Annotated in this window: 16 protein-coding genes; 10 read left to right on the top strand and 6 right to left on the bottom strand. The window is 61.3% G+C overall.

Annotated features, from left to right (window positions below):
- Positions 1-185: 185 nt before the first annotated feature.
- Complete coding sequence (gene tsf / locus AD662_RS05405; RefSeq protein ID WP_024619613.1) at positions 186-1,049, bottom strand: translation elongation factor Ts; 864 nt, start codon at positions 1,047-1,049, stop codon at positions 186-188.
- A 194-nt stretch (positions 1,050-1,243) separates the two neighbouring features.
- Positions 1,244-1,981, bottom strand: a complete 738-nt coding sequence (rpsB, locus tag AD662_RS05400) for a 30S ribosomal protein S2 (protein ID WP_003198231.1) — start codon at positions 1,979-1,981, stop codon at positions 1,244-1,246.
- A 375-nt stretch (positions 1,982-2,356) separates the two neighbouring features.
- Here rpsB and map point away from each other — a divergent pair, with 375 nt between their 5' ends.
- The 3 genes from map to dapC all read left to right on the top strand — a co-directional run bounded on the left by map (position 2,357) and on the right by dapC (position 7,208).
- A complete protein-coding gene (gene map, locus AD662_RS05395; RefSeq protein WP_018603733.1) occupies positions 2,357-3,139 on the top strand; it encodes a type I methionyl aminopeptidase in 783 nt (260 codons plus the stop codon).
- A 44-nt stretch (positions 3,140-3,183) separates the two neighbouring features.
- On the top strand, positions 3,184-5,886 hold the full coding sequence (locus tag AD662_RS05390) for a [protein-PII] uridylyltransferase (protein WP_053185895.1): 2,703 nt from the start codon (positions 3,184-3,186) through the stop codon (positions 5,884-5,886).
- A 122-nt stretch (positions 5,887-6,008) separates the two neighbouring features.
- Positions 6,009-7,208: a succinyldiaminopimelate transaminase gene (dapC, locus tag AD662_RS05385; protein WP_053185892.1), complete on the top strand. Its 1,200-nt coding sequence runs from the start codon at positions 6,009-6,011 to the stop codon at positions 7,206-7,208.
- Between the two features lie 203 nt (positions 7,209-7,411).
- Here dapC and AD662_RS05380 read toward each other — a convergent pair whose 3' ends face one another.
- Both AD662_RS05380 and AD662_RS05375 read right to left on the bottom strand, forming a co-directional pair.
- Positions 7,412-7,774, bottom strand: coding sequence for a DUF6124 family protein (locus tag AD662_RS05380; protein ID WP_053178297.1), 363 nt, complete (start codon positions 7,772-7,774; stop codon positions 7,412-7,414).
- Positions 7,775-8,277: 503 nt separating this feature from the next.
- On the bottom strand, positions 8,278-9,633 hold the full coding sequence (locus tag AD662_RS05375; RefSeq protein WP_053185889.1) for a hypothetical protein: 1,356 nt from the start codon (positions 9,631-9,633) through the stop codon (positions 8,278-8,280).
- Between the two features lie 176 nt (positions 9,634-9,809).
- Between AD662_RS05375 and AD662_RS05370 the strand changes: the two genes are divergently transcribed.
- The 4 genes from AD662_RS05370 (at position 9,810) to AD662_RS05355 (ending at position 13,025) form a co-directional block, all read left to right on the top strand.
- Entirely contained in the window at positions 9,810-10,172 is a 363-nt protein-coding gene (locus tag AD662_RS05370; protein WP_014336784.1) for an ArsC family reductase, read from the top strand.
- Between the two features lie 32 nt (positions 10,173-10,204).
- Positions 10,205-11,239, top strand: a complete 1,035-nt coding sequence (gene dapD, locus AD662_RS05365) for a 2,3,4,5-tetrahydropyridine-2,6-dicarboxylate N-succinyltransferase (protein ID WP_003198211.1) — start codon at positions 10,205-10,207, stop codon at positions 11,237-11,239.
- Positions 11,240-11,418: 179 nt separating this feature from the next.
- Entirely contained in the window at positions 11,419-12,624 is a 1,206-nt protein-coding gene (locus AD662_RS05360; protein WP_053185886.1) for an aminotransferase class V-fold PLP-dependent enzyme, read from the top strand.
- Positions 12,621-13,025, top strand: coding sequence for a SufE family protein (locus AD662_RS05355; protein WP_018603747.1), 405 nt, complete (start codon positions 12,621-12,623; stop codon positions 13,023-13,025). Before AD662_RS05360 ends, AD662_RS05355 begins: the two co-directional genes overlap by 4 nt.
- 143 nt (positions 13,026-13,168) lie before the next feature.
- Here AD662_RS05355 and tcdA read toward each other — a convergent pair whose 3' ends face one another.
- Positions 13,169-13,981: a tRNA cyclic N6-threonylcarbamoyladenosine(37) synthase TcdA gene (tcdA, locus tag AD662_RS05350; RefSeq protein WP_018603749.1), complete on the bottom strand. Its 813-nt coding sequence runs from the start codon at positions 13,979-13,981 to the stop codon at positions 13,169-13,171.
- 378 nt (positions 13,982-14,359) lie between these two features.
- Between tcdA and dapE the strand changes: the two genes are divergently transcribed.
- The 3 genes from dapE to AD662_RS05335 all read left to right on the top strand — a co-directional run bounded on the left by dapE (position 14,360) and on the right by AD662_RS05335 (position 16,780).
- Positions 14,360-15,511 carry a succinyl-diaminopimelate desuccinylase gene (dapE, locus tag AD662_RS05345; RefSeq protein WP_053185883.1) on the top strand — a complete coding sequence of 384 codons (1,152 nt, stop codon included), beginning with the start codon at positions 14,360-14,362 and terminating at the stop codon, positions 15,509-15,511.
- Entirely contained in the window at positions 15,511-16,320 is an 810-nt protein-coding gene (locus tag AD662_RS05340) for a putative RNA methyltransferase (RefSeq protein WP_014336779.1), read from the top strand. The genes dapE and AD662_RS05340 overlap by 1 nt, the downstream gene beginning before the upstream one ends.
- An 82-nt stretch (positions 16,321-16,402) precedes the next feature.
- The gene (locus AD662_RS05335; RefSeq protein WP_003198200.1) at positions 16,403-16,780 is read left to right on the top strand and encodes a hypothetical protein; all 378 of its coding nucleotides are present in this window, start codon (positions 16,403-16,405) and stop codon (positions 16,778-16,780) included.
- 162 nt (positions 16,781-16,942) lie between these two features.
- On the opposite strand, the gene AD662_RS05330 is transcribed toward AD662_RS05335, so the two are convergent.
- Positions 16,943-17,152, bottom strand: a complete 210-nt coding sequence (locus tag AD662_RS05330) for a cold-shock protein (protein WP_018603757.1) — start codon at positions 17,150-17,152, stop codon at positions 16,943-16,945.
- Between the last annotated feature and the right edge of the window lie 58 nt (positions 17,153-17,210).

Here is a 17,210-nt window from a genome sequence, read left to right as displayed (position 1 = left end):
AAAATTCTTTGCAAGCTGTTTTCAGCCTGCGTTCACTCTAGCTTGACGCTGACACAGCGCCATCGGAACACGGCTTTGTAAGCCAGTTCCGACAGGAAACCAATAAAAATCGGCATCCCCATCCAAAAAGAGGCTGCGCGCGTTAAGCGGGCAGCCTCTTCAGGGCGACAGTTATAAAAACTGTCTTATTGCTTGCTGGCAGCCAGCTGAGCAGCAACTTCTTCAGCGAAGTTGTCTACTGGCTTCTCGATGCCTTCGCCCACTTTGAAGTAGGTGAAGGAAACGATTTCAGCGCCGCCTTTCTTGGCCAGTTCACCGACCTTGATTTCAGGGTTCTTGACGAACGCCTGCTCAACCAGGCTGGCTTCAGCCAGGAACTTGGTGATACGACCAGCAACCATTTTTTCAACGATTTCGGCTGGCTTGCCTTTGATCTTGTCTTCGTTGAGCTGCATGAACACAGCTTTTTCACGCTCGATGGCGTCAGCGGATACTTCCGACGGCAGCAGGAACTCAGGGTTGCTGGCAGCGACGTGCATCGCGATGTCTTTGGCCAGCTCGACGTTGCCGCCTTTGAGGGCCACGACGACGCCGATCTTGTTGCCGTGCAGGTAGGAACCGACAACATCACCTTCGACGCGAACCAGACGACGGATGTTGACGTTTTCGCCTACTTTGGCAACCAGGGCTTCACGAGCCGATTCCTGAGCGGCGATCAGCGGAGCTGCGTCGGTCAGTTTGTCGGCGAATGCTTTTTCTACACTGGCAGCAACGAATGCTTTGAAGTCGTCTTGCAGGGCCAGGAAGTCAGTCTGCGAGTTGACTTCGATGATAACGGCAGCTTTACCGTCATCCTTGATGCCGATCGCGCCTTCAGCGGCAATGTTGCCAGCTTTCTTGGCAGCCTTGATGGCGCCCGAAGCGCGCATGTCATCAATGGCTTTCTCGATGTCGCCGCCAGCCTTGGTCAAGGCTTTCTTGCAATCCATCATGCCTTCGCCGGTACGCTCGCGCAGTTCTTTGACCAACGCTGCAGTAATCTCTGCCATTTCAAAATCCTCTTGGATAGGTTTTCAACCATTCCACCCGATCGAACGGGCGATCAATTCTTCCTGGAAAACCACTGCTTATAGGCCGCGGCAGGTTACAAACAGGTCACTGCGCTGGCGGCAAATGGTTTTCGAGGTGGCAAAAAGGGGGCCAAGCCCCCTTTTTGCTTACTGAGTCAACGCCAGGGCGTCAATTACTCAGCGGCTGCTGCCGGAGCTTCTTCAGCGAAGACTTCGGTGCCGCCATTCACGTTGTTGCGACCACGGATAACAGCGTCAGCCATCGAACCCATGTACAGCTGGATGGCGCGGATGGCGTCATCGTTGCCTGGGATGATGTAGTCAACGCCTTCCGGGCTGCTGTTGGTGTCGACAACGCCGATGACCGGGATACCCAGCTTGTTGGCTTCGGTGATCGCGATGCGCTCGTGATCAACGTCGATCACGAACAGTGCGTCAGGCAGACCGCCCATGTCCTTGATACCGCCCAGGGAGCGGTCCAGCTTCTCAAGATCGCGAGTGCGCATCAGCGCTTCTTTCTTGGTCAGCTTGGCGAAAGTACCGTCTTCGGACTGGACTTCAAGGTCACGCAGACGCTTGATGGAAGCGCGAATGGTCTTGAAGTTGGTCAGCATGCCGCCCAACCAGCGGTGATCGACGTACGGCGAACCGCAACGTGCTGCTTCTTCAGCAACGATCTTGCCAGCGGAACGCTTGGTGCCGACGAACAGAATCTTGTTTTTGCCCTGGGCCAGGCGCTCTACGAAGGTCAGTGCTTCGTTGAACATCGGCAGGGTTTTTTCAAGGTTGATGATGTGGATCTTGTTACGCGCGCCGAAAATGTACTTACCCATTTTCGGGTTCCAGTAACGGGTCTGGTGACCGAAGTGCACACCGGCCTTCAGCATATCGCGCATGTTGACTTGGGACATGATAGTTCCTTGATAAGTCGGGTTTGGCCTCCACGTATCCCAATGACCAACCAGCGGCTATAAAAGCCAAAGGCACCCAGGTCATCGTGTCGACACGTGTGTGGATTTAAGCTTGCGGGGTCATCCCCGGAAAGCGGCGCATTTTATACCACAGCAAGGGCGAAAACGGAACACGGATTCTGAAATCCTGGTGAGGAGCCCCTCCCACAGCCCTTTCATGGGCAGTGGATGCACACCCTTATAGAGAGAAGCGATGCATGTGGACGCGGATTTGCGCTGATCGTCTGTTAGAATCGCCTCTTTCAGGGCCACGTGAAGCATCATCCGCCGCCCATTTCGTTTTGAACAGCGCCGTCGGGCGCAGAGAGAGCCTGTATGACCGTTACCCTCAAGACTCCCGAGGACATCGCCAAAATGCGTGTCGCCGGCAAACTCGCCGCCGATGTGCTGGAGATGATCGCCGACTACGTCAAGCCTGGTGTGACCACCGAAGAGCTGGACCGCATCTGCCACGACTACATCGTCAACGAGCAGAAAGCCATCCCGGCCCCGCTCAACTACAAAGGCTTCCCGAAGTCGATCTGCACCTCGATCAACCACGTGGTCTGCCACGGCATCCCCAACGAAAAACCGTTGAAGGATGGCGACACCGTGAACATCGACGTTACCGTCATCAAGGACGGCTTTCACGGCGACACCAGCCGCATGTTCCATGTCGGCAACGTGCCGGAGTGGGCCGAGCGCCTGTCCAAGGTCACCCAGGAATGCATGTACATGGCCATCGAACTGGTGAAACCGGGCTGCCGCCTGGGTGACATCGGCGAAGTGATCCAGAAGCACGCGCAGAAGAACGGCTTCTCGGTGGTACGCGAGTTCTGCGGCCACGGCATCGGCAAGGTGTTCCACGAAGAACCGCAGATCCTGCACTACGGCCGTGCCGGCACCGGCATGGAACTGCAGGCCGGCATGACCTTCACCATCGAGCCGATGATCAACCAGGGCCGCGCCGACACCAAGGTGCTGGGCGACGGCTGGACGGCCATCACCAAGGATCGCAAGCTGTCGGCCCAGTGGGAACACACCTTGCTGGTCACCGAGACCGGCTACGAGATCTTCACCCTGCGCAGCGATGACACCATCCCTCGCGTTTCCGCCTGATCCGAACCCAGCCTATAGATATAGATAGAAAGGAAAGTCATTCAATGCCGCAGGTGGATCCCGAACTCTTCGACCGCGGCCAGTTCCAGGCTGAACTGGCCCTGAAGGCAAGCCCCATCTCGGCGTTCAAGAAGGCGATCCGCCAGGCCCACGAAGTGCTCGACCAGCGCTTTCGCAATGGCCGGGACATTCGTCGGCTGATCGAGGACCGCGCCTGGTTCGTCGATAACATCCTGCAAAAGGCCTGGGAGCAGTTCGACTGGAGCGAAGACGCCGACATCGCCCTGGTGGCGGTGGGCGGCTATGGACGTGGCGAGCTGCATCCCTACTCCGACATCGACTTGCTGATCCTGCTGGACAGCGCCGATCATGAAGTTTTCCGTGACTCCATCGAGCGGTTCCTGACGCTGCTGTGGGACATCGGCCTGGAGGTCGGCCAGAGCGTGCGCTCGGTGCAGGAATGCGCCGACGAGGCCCGCGCCGACCTGACGGTGATCACCAACCTGATGGAAAGCCGCACCGTCGCCGGCCCCGAGCACCTGCGCCAGCGCATGCTCGACGTCACCAGCACGGCGCACATGTGGCCCAGCAAGGACTTTTTCCTGGCCAAGCACGCCGAGCAGAAGGCTCGCCACCACAAGTACAACGACACCGAATACAACCTGGAGCCCAACGTCAAGGGCTCGCCCGGCGGGCTGCGGGACATCCAGACCATCCTCTGGGTCGCCCGCCGCCAGTACGGGACGCTGAACCTGCGCGCCCTGGCCGGTGAAGGTTTCCTGGTGGAAAGCGAAAACGCCTTGCTGGCCTCCTCCCAGGAATTTCTGTGGAAGGTCCGCTACGCCCTGCACATGCTCGCCGGGCGCTCCGAGGACCGCCTGCTGTTCGACCACCAGCGCTCCATCGCCAGCCTGTTGGGTTTCGAAGGGCAGGATGCCAAGCAATCCATCGAAAATTTCATGCAGCAGTACTACCGCGTGGTGATGAGCATTGCCCAGCTCAGCGAACTGATCATCCAGCACTTCGAGGAAGTCATCCTCGCCCCCGAGGACGAAGAACCGCCGCAGCCGATCAACTCACGTTTCCAACTGCACGACGGCTACATCGAAGCGCGTCACGACTATGTGTTCCGCCGCACGCCCTTCGCCATGCTCGAAATATTCGTGCTCATGGCCCAGCAGCCGGAAATCAAGGGGGTGCGCGCCGACACCATTCGCCTGCTGCGGGAAAACCGTCACCTGATCGATGAAGATTTCCGTAACGACATCCGCAACACCAGCCTGTTCATCGAGCTGTTCAAATGCCGGATCGGCGTGCACCGCAACCTGCGGCGCATGAATCGCTACGGGATCCTCGGGCGCTATCTGCCGGAGTTCGGTTTCATCGTCGGGCAAATGCAACACGACCTGTTCCATATCTATACGGTCGATGCCCACACCCTGAACCTGATCAAGCACCTGCGTAAGCTGCAGTACACCCAGGTGTCGGAGAAATTCCCGCTGGCCAGCAAGCTCATGGCCAAGTTGCCCAAGCCCGAACTGATCTACATGGCAGGGCTGTATCACGATATCGGCAAGGGCCGCCAGGGCGATCATTCCGAGATTGGCGCGGTGGATGCCGAGGCGTTCTGCCAGCGCCATCAACTGCCCCTGTGGGACAGCCGGCTGATCGTCTGGCTGGTGCAGAACCACCTGATGATGTCGACCACCGCCCAGCGCAAGGACTTGTCCGACCCGCAGGTGATCCACGACTTCGCCCAGATCGTCGGCGATGAAACACGCCTGGATTACCTCTACGTGCTGACCGTGGCCGACATCAACGCCACCAACCCGAGCCTGTGGAATTCCTGGCGCGCCAGCCTGCTGCGCCAGCTCTACACCGAGACCAAGCGGGCCTTGCGCCGTGGCCTGGAAAACCCGGTGGACCGCGAAGAACAAATCCGTCAAACCCAAAGCGCCGCCCTGGACATCCTGGTACGCGGCGGCACCGATCCGGACGATGTCGAGCAGCTCTGGTCGCAATTGGGCGATGACTATTTCCTGCGCCACACCGCCGGCGACGTGGCCTGGCACAGCGACGCGATCCTCCAGCAACCGGCCGATGCCGGGCCGCTGGTGCTGATCAAGGAAACCACCCAGCGCGAGTTCGAGGGCGGCACGCAGATCTTCATCTACGCCCCGGACCAGCACGACTTCTTCGCCGTGACCGTGGCGGCGATGGACCAGCTCAACCTCAACATCCATGACGCCCGGGTCATCACCTCGAGCAGCCAGTTCACCCTCGACACCTACATCGTGCTCGACACCGACGGCGACTCGATTGGCGACAACCCGGCGCGGGTCAAGAAGATTCGCGACGGCCTGACCGAAGCCCTGCGCAACCCGGCGGACTACCCGACCATCATCCAGCGCCGGGTGCCGCGCCAGCTCAAGCATTTCGCCTTCGCGCCCCAGGTGACGATCCACAACGACGCCCAGCGCCAGGTCACCGTGCTGGAGCTCAGCGCCCCGGACCGCCCGGGCCTGCTGGCGCGGATCGGCCATATTTTCCTGGAGTTCGACCTGTCGCTGCAAAACGCCAAGATCGCCACCCTCGGCGAACGGGTGGAAGACGTCTTCTTCATCACCGACGCGCATAACCATCCGCTGTCCGATCCGCAGCTGTGCAGCCGCCTGCAGGAAGCGATCGTGCAGCATTTGAGCGTCAACCAGGAACCCGATGCTCACATGACACGTATCAGCATCTAAACGAACAAATTTCCCCTGTGGGAGCGAGCCTGCTCGCGATGGCGGCGGAACATCCAGCATTGATGTTTCCTGACACACCGCTATCGCGAGCAGGCTCGCTCCCACATTGAAAGAGGCCCTCGATGAACAACGCTCTGAACCAGCTCCAGCCCTACCCGTTCGAAAAGCTCCGCGCCTTGCTTGGCAGCGTCACGCCCAACCCGGACAAACGCCCGATCGCCCTGTCCATCGGCGAACCCAAGCATCGCTCGCCCAGCTTCGTGGCTGAAGCCCTGGCCAGCAATCTGGAGAAGATGGCGGTGTACCCGACCACCCTCGGCATCCCGGAGTTGCGTGAGGCCATCACCGGTTGGTGCGAGCGCCGCTTCAACGTGCCAAACGGCTGGCTGGACCCGGCGCGCCATGTGCTGCCGGTCAATGGCACCCGTGAAGCCCTGTTCGCCTTCACCCAGACCGTGGTCAACCGTGGCGACGACGCCCTGGTGGTCAGCCCGAACCCGTTCTACCAGATCTACGAAGGCGCCGCGTTCCTGGCCGGGGCCAAGCCGCACTACCTGCCGTGCCTGGACGCGAACGGCTTCAATCCGGATTTCGATGCCGTATCGCCGGACATCTGGAAACGCTGCCAGATCCTGTTCCTGTGCTCCCCTGGCAACCCGACCGGTGCGCTGATCCCGGTGGATGTGCTGAAGAAACTCATCGCCCTGGCTGACGAACATGACTTCGTCATCGCTGCGGACGAGTGCTACAGCGAACTGTACTTCGACGAACAAACCCCGCCGCCGGGGCTGCTCAGCGCCTGTGTCGAACTCGGTCGCAAGGATTTCAAGCGCTGCGTGGTGTTCCACAGCCTGTCCAAACGCTCCAACCTGCCCGGCCTGCGTTCCGGTTTCGTGGCTGGCGACGCGGAGATCCTCAAGGGTTTCCTGCTGTACCGCACCTACCACGGCTGCGCGATGCCGGTTCAGACCCAACTGGCGAGCATTGCGGCGTGGAACGACGAAGTGCACGTACGCGCCAACCGCGCGCTGTACCGCGAGAAATTCGACGCCGTGCTGGAGATCCTCAGCCCGGTGCTGGACGTACAGCGTCCCGATGGCAGCTTCTACCTGTGGCCGAACGTAGCGGGCGATGATGCGGCGTTCTGCCGGGACCTGTTCGAACAGGAGCACGTGACGGTCGTACCGGGCTCCTACCTGTCCCGCGACGTGGACGGCGTCAACCCAGGCGCCGGGCGCGTGCGCATGGCCCTGGTTGCGCCATTGGCTGAATGCGTGGAAGCGGCGGAGCGAATCCGCGCGTTCATCCAGCGTCGGGGTTGATGGCTGTATCGGGGCTGTTGTGGCGAGGGGATTTATCCCCTCGCCACAGGTTCAGTGCTTCACAGTTATTTTTGTATTTGCCTTCGATTTATCGCGAGCAAGCTTTGCTCCCACAGTGGATTTGTGTGGCTCACACAACCTGTGATCGATACCAGATCCTGTGGGAGCAAAGCTTGCTCGCGATGAGGCCGGCACTTATTACATCAAGTCCGAAGCTCTACCCGATCCAGGCACTTGTTCGCCAACAACATCCCCAACTCAATCATCTGGGCGACTCCCAATGCGACATGTCGTCGCGAGCCGTCCTGATCGAAGGCAAGGTCATTGAGCATCGCATTGGCCGAAGCCAGGGTTTCACTGAGGTTGGCCAGCAACACTTCGGTGTCGATACCGTCAGCCACGGTGAATAACTGTACTGAGGGCTTGGGTTCTGACTTGCTGTCGTCAGGTTTGAGGTAATGATCCAGCACACGGTCAGCGGCCTCTTGCAGCTTTTCGGGTGCGTAATCGCCGTAGGGGAAAGTGGATGCGGGCTTTGGTGCGTTTTGAGTCTCTTTCTTGTCCACCAAAATTGCTCCCTAGAGCTGAAGTATGTAAAGCCCCGCGCCCGGATAGCGCAGAAGCCCTTGCTCCTAGAGGTTTTTTATTCGGATTCTCACGTCCGGCCGCTGAATTGGCAGCGACACCCAGAGGCTAGGGCCCTCGCTTCCGACGGACAACCTTAAAAACTTGTCGGAAACTTCGGCGCGTCTGACAGACCACGATCGCTTGCTCAGACAAAAAAAGAAATAAAACCGGCCTCCATAGAACAACCCATTGATTTTATTGGTTTAGAAGCTCAACAGATCTCATGTAGCCCTGTTTCAAGAATCAAGCTGGCTTGAATTCGTTATTACCGGCAACCATGATCGCCCCGTCACCAGTGAACGCTGGCAGGAGTCTGGGTCCCTCTTCGGGTTGACCCAGCCACGCAGACGGGGCCAAGCACGCTCAGTTGCGTGTCGATTGAAGCCGCCCCCTGGCCGCTCCTAACCTCCATGCGGCAGGAGCGACCGGCGACTAGCCGACGCTAAACAGCTCGCTCAGCAGCACTGAGCGTCGAGCGGGCCGAGACAAAATCGACGCTGTCACCCTCGTTGTCGCTGTCTTCCACGATCGGTTCGGCCGTCGACCTTTCGACCAAGGGCAACATTCCCTCCAGCTCATCCGGATGCGCGGGACCGGCGGAAAGCCTGTCCAACGCAGCAGAAGCCTTGTCCGCCAACGGTTGGGTCATCACAGCCGTGGTCACCCAGGCGGCGAGCACCGGGGCCATCGTCGCCGTAACCGTCGCCTTGCCCGCCGCCGCAACACCCGCAGGCGAAATCCCGGCGCGCCTGGCGGCGTTGACAGCGGCGGTCTGGGCCATGCCGATCGCAGTAATACCGCCGGCCAACGCTCCGAGACCACTGACCAAGCCTGTCGGCGTAACCAAGGCTTGCAGCGATTTGCTGCCATCGCGCATCGCGTCCAGCGGCAGGCTGCCGACCCGCTTCGCAATGCCCATCGCTGCACTCCCTACGCCATAATTCTTGAGGTCCTTGTAACGCTGGTGCCAGTCTTGACGCCCCAGCAAGTATTCCGGGCCAACCCGGTGTTTGGATTTATCGATGGAATGTTGCAGGTCATAAGCGGCCATGCCTGAAAGCGGAGAGCCGATGGCAGCTATCACCGAGTCCACCTTGCTGCCCGTTTGCGCATCGACGGTCTTCGTCACGACGGGTTGGATGACCGTGCGCAACACGTTTCGCGCGGAGAAGGTCTGGAACGTCAGGCTGCCTTCGATAGCCTGGGTCGTCAGGCTCGGCTTCACCGCCTGGGCGGCTTCCTGCATGACCGGCTCCAGATCGGCATTTTCAGCCACCAGCCACTGGGTGTCGCTGGTGGCGCGCTTGATCAGGCCATTGCCGACCGTGTCGGTGGCGCTGCTGACCAGGCCGGCAATTGCCGACAGCGCCAACGGCGCGGTAATCGAGCCATTGCCGGTCACCGCCGGAACGAAGTCCAGCGCGATGGACGCCGCGCCGAAGGGAACCGAACGAAGGAATCCAACAGTGTCATGGGACGCGCGATCCAGCCGCGAGCCTTTAGTCAGCACGGCATCGACGCTTTCCGCGGTTTCCCCGTCATTGGCCAAGGTACGCGAACGATCGTCGATCAATGCTTCGAAGGCCTCGCGATTGGCACCGTTTATGTGCGGCTCGAATACCCGGGTGAGCTGGGCCTTGATTGCACCAGTGCGATTTGCCAGGTCCTGTTCAGCCGAGACAGGGCCGATCGGGACGGATGCGGCGGTCCTGGTGGTCGATGTCGTTGAATGGGGCGGGAGTGTTTCTTCAGTTTGATGCATCAGTGGATGGGGTAGTGTCAGAGAGATGGAATCCATGGGCGGGCCTCTTGTACGCAAAAGTGCTGGGTTTACCCGTGCTGTGTGGTCACCTCTTTCCTGTCGGTTCCGCCTCGTCCGATCCGTCGCGACAGTCAAGGCACTGAAAGGAACGACGTGGCATAATCGTCCGCTGATTTTCAGGACGATACCGGGAACGTTTTGGGGGAGCATTCATGCCCAAGGAAAACAAGCACTTACAGCTTTTCGGCATCAAAGCCTGCGATACGATGAAAAAAGCGCGTACCTGGCTCGATGAGCACGCGGTGCGCTATGACTTTCACGATTACAAAACTGCCGGCATCGACCGTGAGCACCTGACCCAATGGTGCAACGAGCATGGCTGGCAAGTGGTGTTGAACCGTGCCGGTACGACCTTTCGCAAACTCGACGACGAACGCAAAGCCGATCTCGACCAGCCGAAAGCCATCGAACTGATGCTCGCCCAACCCTCGATGATCAAGCGCCCGGTGCTTGACCTCGGTGACCGAACCCTGATTGGCTTCAAGCCAGATATTTATGCGGCAGAGATCAAGTAAGCCTGCCCAGTCCATTTTGTAGAGGTAATTTCATGTCCACTACCCTGTTCAGCCTGGCCTTCGGTGTCGGCACTCAAAACCGTCAAGGCGCCTGGCTTGAAGTGTTCTACGCACAGCCGCTGCTCAACCCGTCGGCTGACATCGTCGCAGCCATCGCGCCAATCCTTGGCTACAGCGAAGGCAACCAGGCCATCACTTTCACCACCGCCCAGGCCTCGCAACTGGCAGAAGCCCTCAAGGGCGTCGATGCCGCGCAAGCCGCGCTGCTGACCCGCCTGGCCGAAAGCCACAAGCCGCTGGTCGCCACGCTGCTGGCCGAAGACGCCCAACTGTCTTCCACACCTGAGGCTTACCTCAAGCTGCACCTGCTGTCCCATCGCCTGGTCAAGCCTCATGGCCTGAACCTGGCCGGCATCTTCCCGCTGCTGCCGAACGTGGCCTGGACCAGCCAGGGCGCGATCGACTTGAGCGAACTGGCCGAGCACCAGCTCGAAGCCCGCCTGCGTGGCGAGTTGCTGGAAGTGTTCTCGGTGGACAAGTTCCCGAAAATGACCGACTACGTGGTCCCGGCCGGCGTGCGTATCGCCGATGCCGCGCGGGTCCGCCTGGGCGCCTACGTGGGCGAAGGCACCACCGTAATGCACGAAGGTTTCGTCAACTTCAACGCCGGCACCGAAGGCCCGGGCATGATCGAAGGCCGTGTTTCGGCGGGCGTATTCGTCGGCAAGGGTTCGGACCTGGGCGGCGGTTGCTCGACCATGGGCACCCTGTCGGGCGGCGGCAACATCGTGATCAAGGTCGGCGAAGGCTGCCTGATCGGCGCCAACGCCGGCATCGGTATCCCGCTGGGCGACCGCAACACCGTGGAGTCGGGCCTGTACGTGACCGCTGGCACCAAAGTGAAGCTGCTGGACGAAAACAACCAACTGGTCAAAGTGGTCAAGGCCCGCGACCTGGCCGGCCAGCCCGACCTGTTGTTCCGCCGCAACTCCGAGACCGGTGCGGTGGAATGCAAGACGCATAAATCGGCCATCGAGCTGAACGAAGCACTGCACGCCCACAACTAAGCCGCTTCACACCCCACCTGTGGGAGCGAGCTTTTTTTGTGGGAGCAAAGCTTGCTCGCGATGAACGATGACGCGGTCTCACCGTAAACCGTGTCGCTGCCATCGCGAGCAAGCTTTGCTCCCACAAAAAAAAGCCCGCCCTCACAGGGGCCGGCGTACCTCCAGCAGGGCCCGAAAGCATGTTGATCCAATCCCCCTGGCGTGCCGATTTCCCGGCCATCGCCGCCCTGCAACGGCAAGGCCAGACCTACCTGGACAGCGCCGCCACCACGCAAAAACCCCAAGCCCTGTTGGACGCCCTGACGCATTACTACGCCAATGGCGCGGCCAACGTGCACCGGGCGCAACATTTGCCGGGCGCCCATGCCACCCAGGCGTTCGAGGACAGCCGCCTCAAGGTTTCGCAATGGCTCAATGCCGGAAACTGCGGGCAAGTGGTCTTCACCCACGGTGCCACTTCGGCGCTGAACCTACTGGCCTACGGGCTGGAGCATCTATTCAACCCGGGTGACGAGATCGTCATCAGCGCCCTGGAACACCACGCCAACCTGCTGCCGTGGCAGCAACTGGCCGAGCGCCGTTCGTTGACCCTGGTGGTGCTGCCACTGGATGCCAACGGGGTGATCGACCCTGGCGCCGCCGCCGAACTGATCGGCCCGCGTACGCGCTTGCTGGCGGTGAGCCAGTTATCCAATGTGCTCGGGGCCTGGCAGCCGGTGCCGGCGCTGCTGGCGCTGGCCAAGGCCCAGGGCGCGCTGACGGTGATCGACGGCGCCCAAGGCGTGGTCCATGGCCGCCACGACGTCGAGGCATTGGGCTGCGACTTTTATGTGTTTTCCAGCCACAAACTCTACGGCCCCGACGGGCTGGGCGTGCTGTTTGGCCGTACCGAAGCCCTCGGCAACCTGCGTCATTGGCAGTTCGGCGGCGAAATGGTGCAACAGGCCGATTACCACAGCGCCAGCTTCCGCCCGGCGCCGCTGGGTTTCGAAGCCGGCACGCCACCGATTGCCAGCGTGATCGGCCTGGGGGCGACCCTGGATTACCTGTCCGACCTCGACCCGCAGGCGATCATCGAGCATGAGGCAGCGCTGCATGACTACCTGCTCCATGGCCTGTTGGCCCGCAACGGCGTTCGCCTGGTGGGCAACCCGCGCCTGGCCCTGGTCAGCTTCGTGGTCGACGGCATCCACAACGCCGACCTGGCGCACCTGCTGACCGAGCAAGGCATCGCCGTGCGCGCCGGGCATCACTGCGCGATGCCGCTATTCAAACATTTGAAGCTGTCCGGGGCGATTCGGGTGTCGCTGGCGCTGTACAACGACTCCGCCGATCTCGAACGCTTCTTCGAGGCCCTGGACCAGGCCCTGGAGATGCTCCGATGAACCTGCCCGCCGAGGCCGCCACAGCGCTGCAGATTTTCCAGGAAGCCTCGGGCTGGGAACAACGCGCCCGGCTGCTGATGCAATGGGGCGAGCGCCTCCCGCCTCTGAGCGACGAGGACAAGTGCGAGGCCAACCTCGTCCACGGCTGTGAAAGTCAGGTGTGGTTAGTGGGTCAGTTGCACGACGGGCACTGGCAGTTTTGTGCCAGCAGTGATGCGCGGTTGATCCGTGGGTTGGTGGCGTTGCTGCTGGCGCGGGTCAACGGTTTGTCCGCCGCTGAACTACAACAGGTGGACTTGCCGGACTGGTTCAATCAGTTGGGATTGTCGCGGCAGTTGTCGCCGTCGCGTAGCAATGGCTTGAATGCGGTGCTACAGCGGATGCGCGAATTGACGCAATAATTGTGGCGAGGGGATTTATCCCCGTTGGGCTGCGAAGCAGCCCCTCTAAAGCTGTGACCTCAATCCTCTTGGCATACTGAGTTGCCTGGTTTGGGGGCCGCTTCGCAGCCCAGCGGGGATAAATCCCCTCGCCACAAGAGCGGTCACTGTTCGGGTTTGACCCTGTCCGCCGGCCGCCGCACGCCCGCCACGATCTTATCCACAGCCTTGGTCGCCGCGACCATGCCGAACGTCGCCGTGACCATCATCACCGCGCCAAACCCACCGGCGCAGTCGAGCTTGACGCCGTCGCCGACAAAACTCTTCTGCAAGCAAATGCTGCCGTCCGGTTTCGGGTAGCGCAGTTGTTCGGTGGAGAACACGCAAGGCACGCTGTAGTGGCGGGTCACGGTGCGGGAGAAACCGTAGTCGCGGCGCAAGGTGGAGCGCACCTTGGAGGCCAGCGGATCGTTGAACGTACGGTTCAAGTCGCAGACCTGGATCAGCGTCGGGTCGATCTGCCCGCCTGCGCCGCCGGTGGTGATGATCTGGATCTTGCGGCGCTTGCACCAGGCGATCAGCGCAGCCTTGGCGTTGACGCTGTCGATGCAGTCGATCACGCAGTCGATGTTCGGCGTGATGTACTCGGCCATGGTGTCGCGGGTGACAAAGTCGGCCACCGCGTGCACGGTGCAGTCGGGGTTGATCCCGCGCAGCCGCTCGGCCATGACCTCGACCTTGGGCTTGCCGACGGTGCTGTCCAGGGCATGCAACTGACGGTTGGCGTTGCTCACGCAGACATCGTCCAGGTCGAACAGCGAGATCTCGCCCACGCCGCAACGGGCGATGGCTTCCGCCGCCCAGGAGCCGACACCGCCAACCCCGACAATCGCCACATGGGCCGCCCGCAGGCGCTCCAGGCCTTCGATGCCATACAAACGGGCGATACCGGCAAACCGTGGATCTTCTGTACTCATGACCATTACCCCAAAAACCGGCGCGCATTATAGGGCTTTGTCTCGGCAATTTAAGCAAAACCTCTGTGGGAGCGAGCCTGCTCGCGATAGCGTCAGTTCAGTCAATATAAATGCCGGCTGATCCACCGCTATCGCGAGCAGGCTCGCTCCCACAGTTTTTGTGTTCCACCGGTCCCGCGCCAGGGGCCCATGGTGGTCGTTTTGCTATAAGATAACCGCCATTTTGTAAGCCTCGACCGAATACAATCCAACGGTCGAACTCAGGACCTGTGGGAGCGGGCTTGCTCGCGAAGCTTTTAGCGTCAGTGATGACGCCTTCGCGAGCAAGCCCGCTCCCACATGGACTGTGATCTCCTTTCCAGCTTTCCGGAGTTTTCCATGACGGCCCACGCCGACCTCTCGCCGACCCTGCAACTCGCCTGCGACCTGATCCGCCGTCCGTCCGTGACGCCGGTGGATGCCGATTGCCAGAAACTGATGATGCAGCGCCTGGGCAACGCGGGCTTTACGCTCGAGCCGATGCGCATCGAGGATGTGGATAACTTCTGGGCCAGCCATGGCAAACATGGCGGTCCGGTGCTGTGCTTCGCCGGGCACACCGACGTGGTGCCGACCGGTCCGGTGCAGGCCTGGCAGCTCGACCCGTTCGATGCGGTCATCGACGAACAGGGCATGCTCTGCGGCCGTGGCGCGGCGGACATGAAAGGCAGCCTGGCGGCGATGGTCGTGGCGGCCGAACGGTTCGTCGCCGACTACCCGGACCACAAGGGTTCGCTGACCTTCCTGATCACCAGCGATGAAGAAGGCCCGGCCCACCACGGCACCAAAGCCGTGATCGAGCGCCTCAAGGCCCGCCAGGAGCGACTGGACTGGTGCATCGTCGGCGAGCCGTCGAGCACCACGCTGGTGGGCGACGTGGTCAAGAATGGCCGACGCGGTTCCCTCGGCGCGAAGTTGACCGTGCGCGGCAAGCAAGGCCACGTGGCTTATCCACACCTGGCGAAGAACCCGATCCACCTGGCCGCGCCCGCCTTGGCCGAACTGGCCGACGAGCATTGGGACCATGGCAACGACTTCTTCCCGCCGACCAGTTTCCAGATCTCCAACCTCAATTCCGGCACCGGCGCGACCAACGTGATCCCCGGTGATCTGGTGGCGGTGTTCAACTTCCGCTTTTCCACCGAGTCCACCGTCGAAGGCCTGCAACAGCGCGTTGCCGATATCCTCGACAAGCATCAGCTGGATTGGCACATCGACTGGGCGCTGTCCGGCCTGCCGTTCCTCACCGAACCCGGTGCGCTGCTCGACGCCGTATCGTCGAGCATCAAGGACGTCACCGGGCGCGAGACCCAGGCGTCCACCAGCGGCGGCACGTCCGACGGTCGCTTCATCGCCACCATGGGCACGCAAGTGGTGGAACTGGGGCCGGTCAACGCGACCATCCACCAGGTCAACGAACGCGTGCTGGCCGCCGATCTCGATGTGCTGACCGAGATCTACTACAAGACGCTGATCAAGTTGCTCGCCTGATGCTCGCCTGCCCGATCTGCAGTGAACCGCTGAACGCGGTGGACAACGGTGTGGTGTGCCCGGCCGGCCACCGCTTCGACCGCGCGCGGCAGGGTTACCTGAACCTGCTGCCGGTGCAGCACAAGAACAGCCGCGACCCCGGCGACAACCAGGCGATGGTCGAAGCCCGCCGCGACTTCCTCAACGCCGGGCATTACGCCCCGGTCGCCCGGCGCCTGGCGGAACTGGCCGCCGAACGCGCGCCCGGGCGCTGGCTGGACATCGGCTGCGGCGAGGGTTACTACACCGCGCAGATCGCCGAGGCGTTGCCCCAGGCCGATGGCTATGCCCTGGACATTTCCCGCGAGGCGGTCAAGCGCGCCTGCAAACGCAACCCGCAGCTGACCTGGTTGATCGCCAGCATGGCCCGGGTGCCGCTGGCGGACGGCTGCTGCCAGTTCCTGGCCAGCGTGTTCAGCCCGCTGGACTGGCAAGAGGCCAAGCGCTTGCTCAGCCCCGGCGGCGGCCTGATGAAAGTCGGCCCCACCGCCGGCCACCTGATGGAGTTGCGCGAGCGCCTGTACGACGAAGTGCGCGAATACACCGACGACAAGCACCTGGCCCTGGTGCCGCCGGGCATGGTGCTGGATCACAGCGAAACCCTCGAATTCAAGCTGACCCTCGACAGTGGCCAGGACCGCGCCAACCTGCTGGCCATGACGCCCCACGGCTGGCGCGCCAGTGCCGAACGCCGGGCCAGCGTGATCGAGCAGGCCGAGCCGTTCCAGGTCACGGTGTCGATGCGCTACGATTATTTCGTTCTTCAATAACCTTTTGATTCCGGTCCCGGGCAACCGCTCGGGCCCCGTTAAATCCGCGAATGGATTTTTCAAGACCGCAGCGAGGACATCCATGCGCCAACCCGATATCGAGATTTACCTCAAAGACGCCGACGTCGACCACAAGGCTATCGCCGCCTGGCTCGGCCAGGCCCTGGGCCCGTGCAGCGACTGGGTGCAGAAAGGCCAGACCTACAAGTGCAAGGCCGGCAATATCCCGGTGACCTGGCTGCCCAAGGCCGTGGGCAAATGGAACAGCCTGTACCTGGAAAGTGACCAGACCCCGTGGGAAGACGACATCGCCTGCGCCCGCGCCGCCTTCGCCGCACTGAACGTCGAAGTGCGCTGCGCGCCTGGGTCATGGGTCGAGGAAGAAGGCGAGGAATCGGCAGATCGCTGGATTCGCATCAGCGCCGATGGGGAAGAAGAGATTACCTGGAAGACGGCGTGACGCCAGTCTCAGGTGCAGCCTAGCGCCAAATGTGGGAGCACTGTGGGAGCAAAGCTTGCTCGCGATGGCTGAAGTACATTCAACATTGGTGCAAGCCGACCGGGCGCTATCGCGAGCAAGCTTTGCTCCCACAGGGCATCTACTATGGCTTCAAGAGTGGGGTTACAACCCCACCACATCCTCAGCCTGCAAGCCTTTCTGCCCTTCCACCACCGCGTACTCGACCTGCTGGCCTTCGCTCAGTGAACGGTGGCCTTCGCCGCGGATGGCGCGGTAATGCACGAACACATCCGCCCCCCCTTCACGCTGGATGAAGCCGTAGCCCTTCGCGTCGTTGAACCACTTCACACTGCCGGTTTCCCGTGCTGCCATGATGCTCACTCCCACTTCTTATTTTTAAGTCGGCTTTTCGAGGGAAAGCCGTACGAAC

Source organism: Pseudomonas kilonensis (assembly GCF_001269885.1).
GTDB classification, from domain to species: domain Bacteria; phylum Pseudomonadota; class Gammaproteobacteria; order Pseudomonadales; family Pseudomonadaceae; genus Aquipseudomonas; species Aquipseudomonas kilonensis.
This window is presented reverse-complemented; position numbering and strand designations above follow the sequence as displayed.

What these genes read in the sequence shown, in the direction of transcription:
- tsf (WP_024619613.1), bottom strand. Translation starts at nt 1,049, where the DNA reads ATGGCAGAGATTACTGCAGCGTTGGTCAAAGAACTGCGCGAGCGTACC.
- rpsB (WP_003198231.1), bottom strand. Translation starts at nt 1,981, where the DNA reads ATGTCCCAAGTCAACATGCGCGATATGCTGAAGGCCGGTGTGCACTTC.
- map (WP_018603733.1), top strand. Translation starts at nt 2,357, where the DNA reads ATGACCGTTACCCTCAAGACTCCCGAGGACATCGCCAAAATGCGTGTC.
- AD662_RS05390 (WP_053185895.1), top strand. Translation starts at nt 3,184, where the DNA reads ATGCCGCAGGTGGATCCCGAACTCTTCGACCGCGGCCAGTTCCAGGCT.
- dapC (WP_053185892.1), top strand. Translation starts at nt 6,009, where the DNA reads ATGAACAACGCTCTGAACCAGCTCCAGCCCTACCCGTTCGAAAAGCTC.
- AD662_RS05375 (WP_053185889.1), bottom strand. Translation starts at nt 9,633, where the DNA reads ATGGATTCCATCTCTCTGACACTACCCCATCCACTGATGCATCAAACT.
- AD662_RS05370 (WP_014336784.1), top strand. Translation starts at nt 9,810, where the DNA reads ATGCCCAAGGAAAACAAGCACTTACAGCTTTTCGGCATCAAAGCCTGC.
- dapD (WP_003198211.1), top strand. Translation starts at nt 10,205, where the DNA reads ATGTCCACTACCCTGTTCAGCCTGGCCTTCGGTGTCGGCACTCAAAAC.
- AD662_RS05360 (WP_053185886.1), top strand. Translation starts at nt 11,419, where the DNA reads ATGTTGATCCAATCCCCCTGGCGTGCCGATTTCCCGGCCATCGCCGCC.
- AD662_RS05355 (WP_018603747.1), top strand. Translation starts at nt 12,621, where the DNA reads ATGAACCTGCCCGCCGAGGCCGCCACAGCGCTGCAGATTTTCCAGGAA.
- tcdA (WP_018603749.1), bottom strand. Translation starts at nt 13,981, where the DNA reads ATGAGTACAGAAGATCCACGGTTTGCCGGTATCGCCCGTTTGTATGGC.
- dapE (WP_053185883.1), top strand. Translation starts at nt 14,360, where the DNA reads ATGACGGCCCACGCCGACCTCTCGCCGACCCTGCAACTCGCCTGCGAC.
- AD662_RS05340 (WP_014336779.1), top strand. Translation starts at nt 15,511, where the DNA reads ATGCTCGCCTGCCCGATCTGCAGTGAACCGCTGAACGCGGTGGACAAC.
- AD662_RS05335 (WP_003198200.1), top strand. Translation starts at nt 16,403, where the DNA reads ATGCGCCAACCCGATATCGAGATTTACCTCAAAGACGCCGACGTCGAC.
- AD662_RS05330 (WP_018603757.1), bottom strand. Translation starts at nt 17,152, where the DNA reads ATGGCAGCACGGGAAACCGGCAGTGTGAAGTGGTTCAACGACGCGAAG.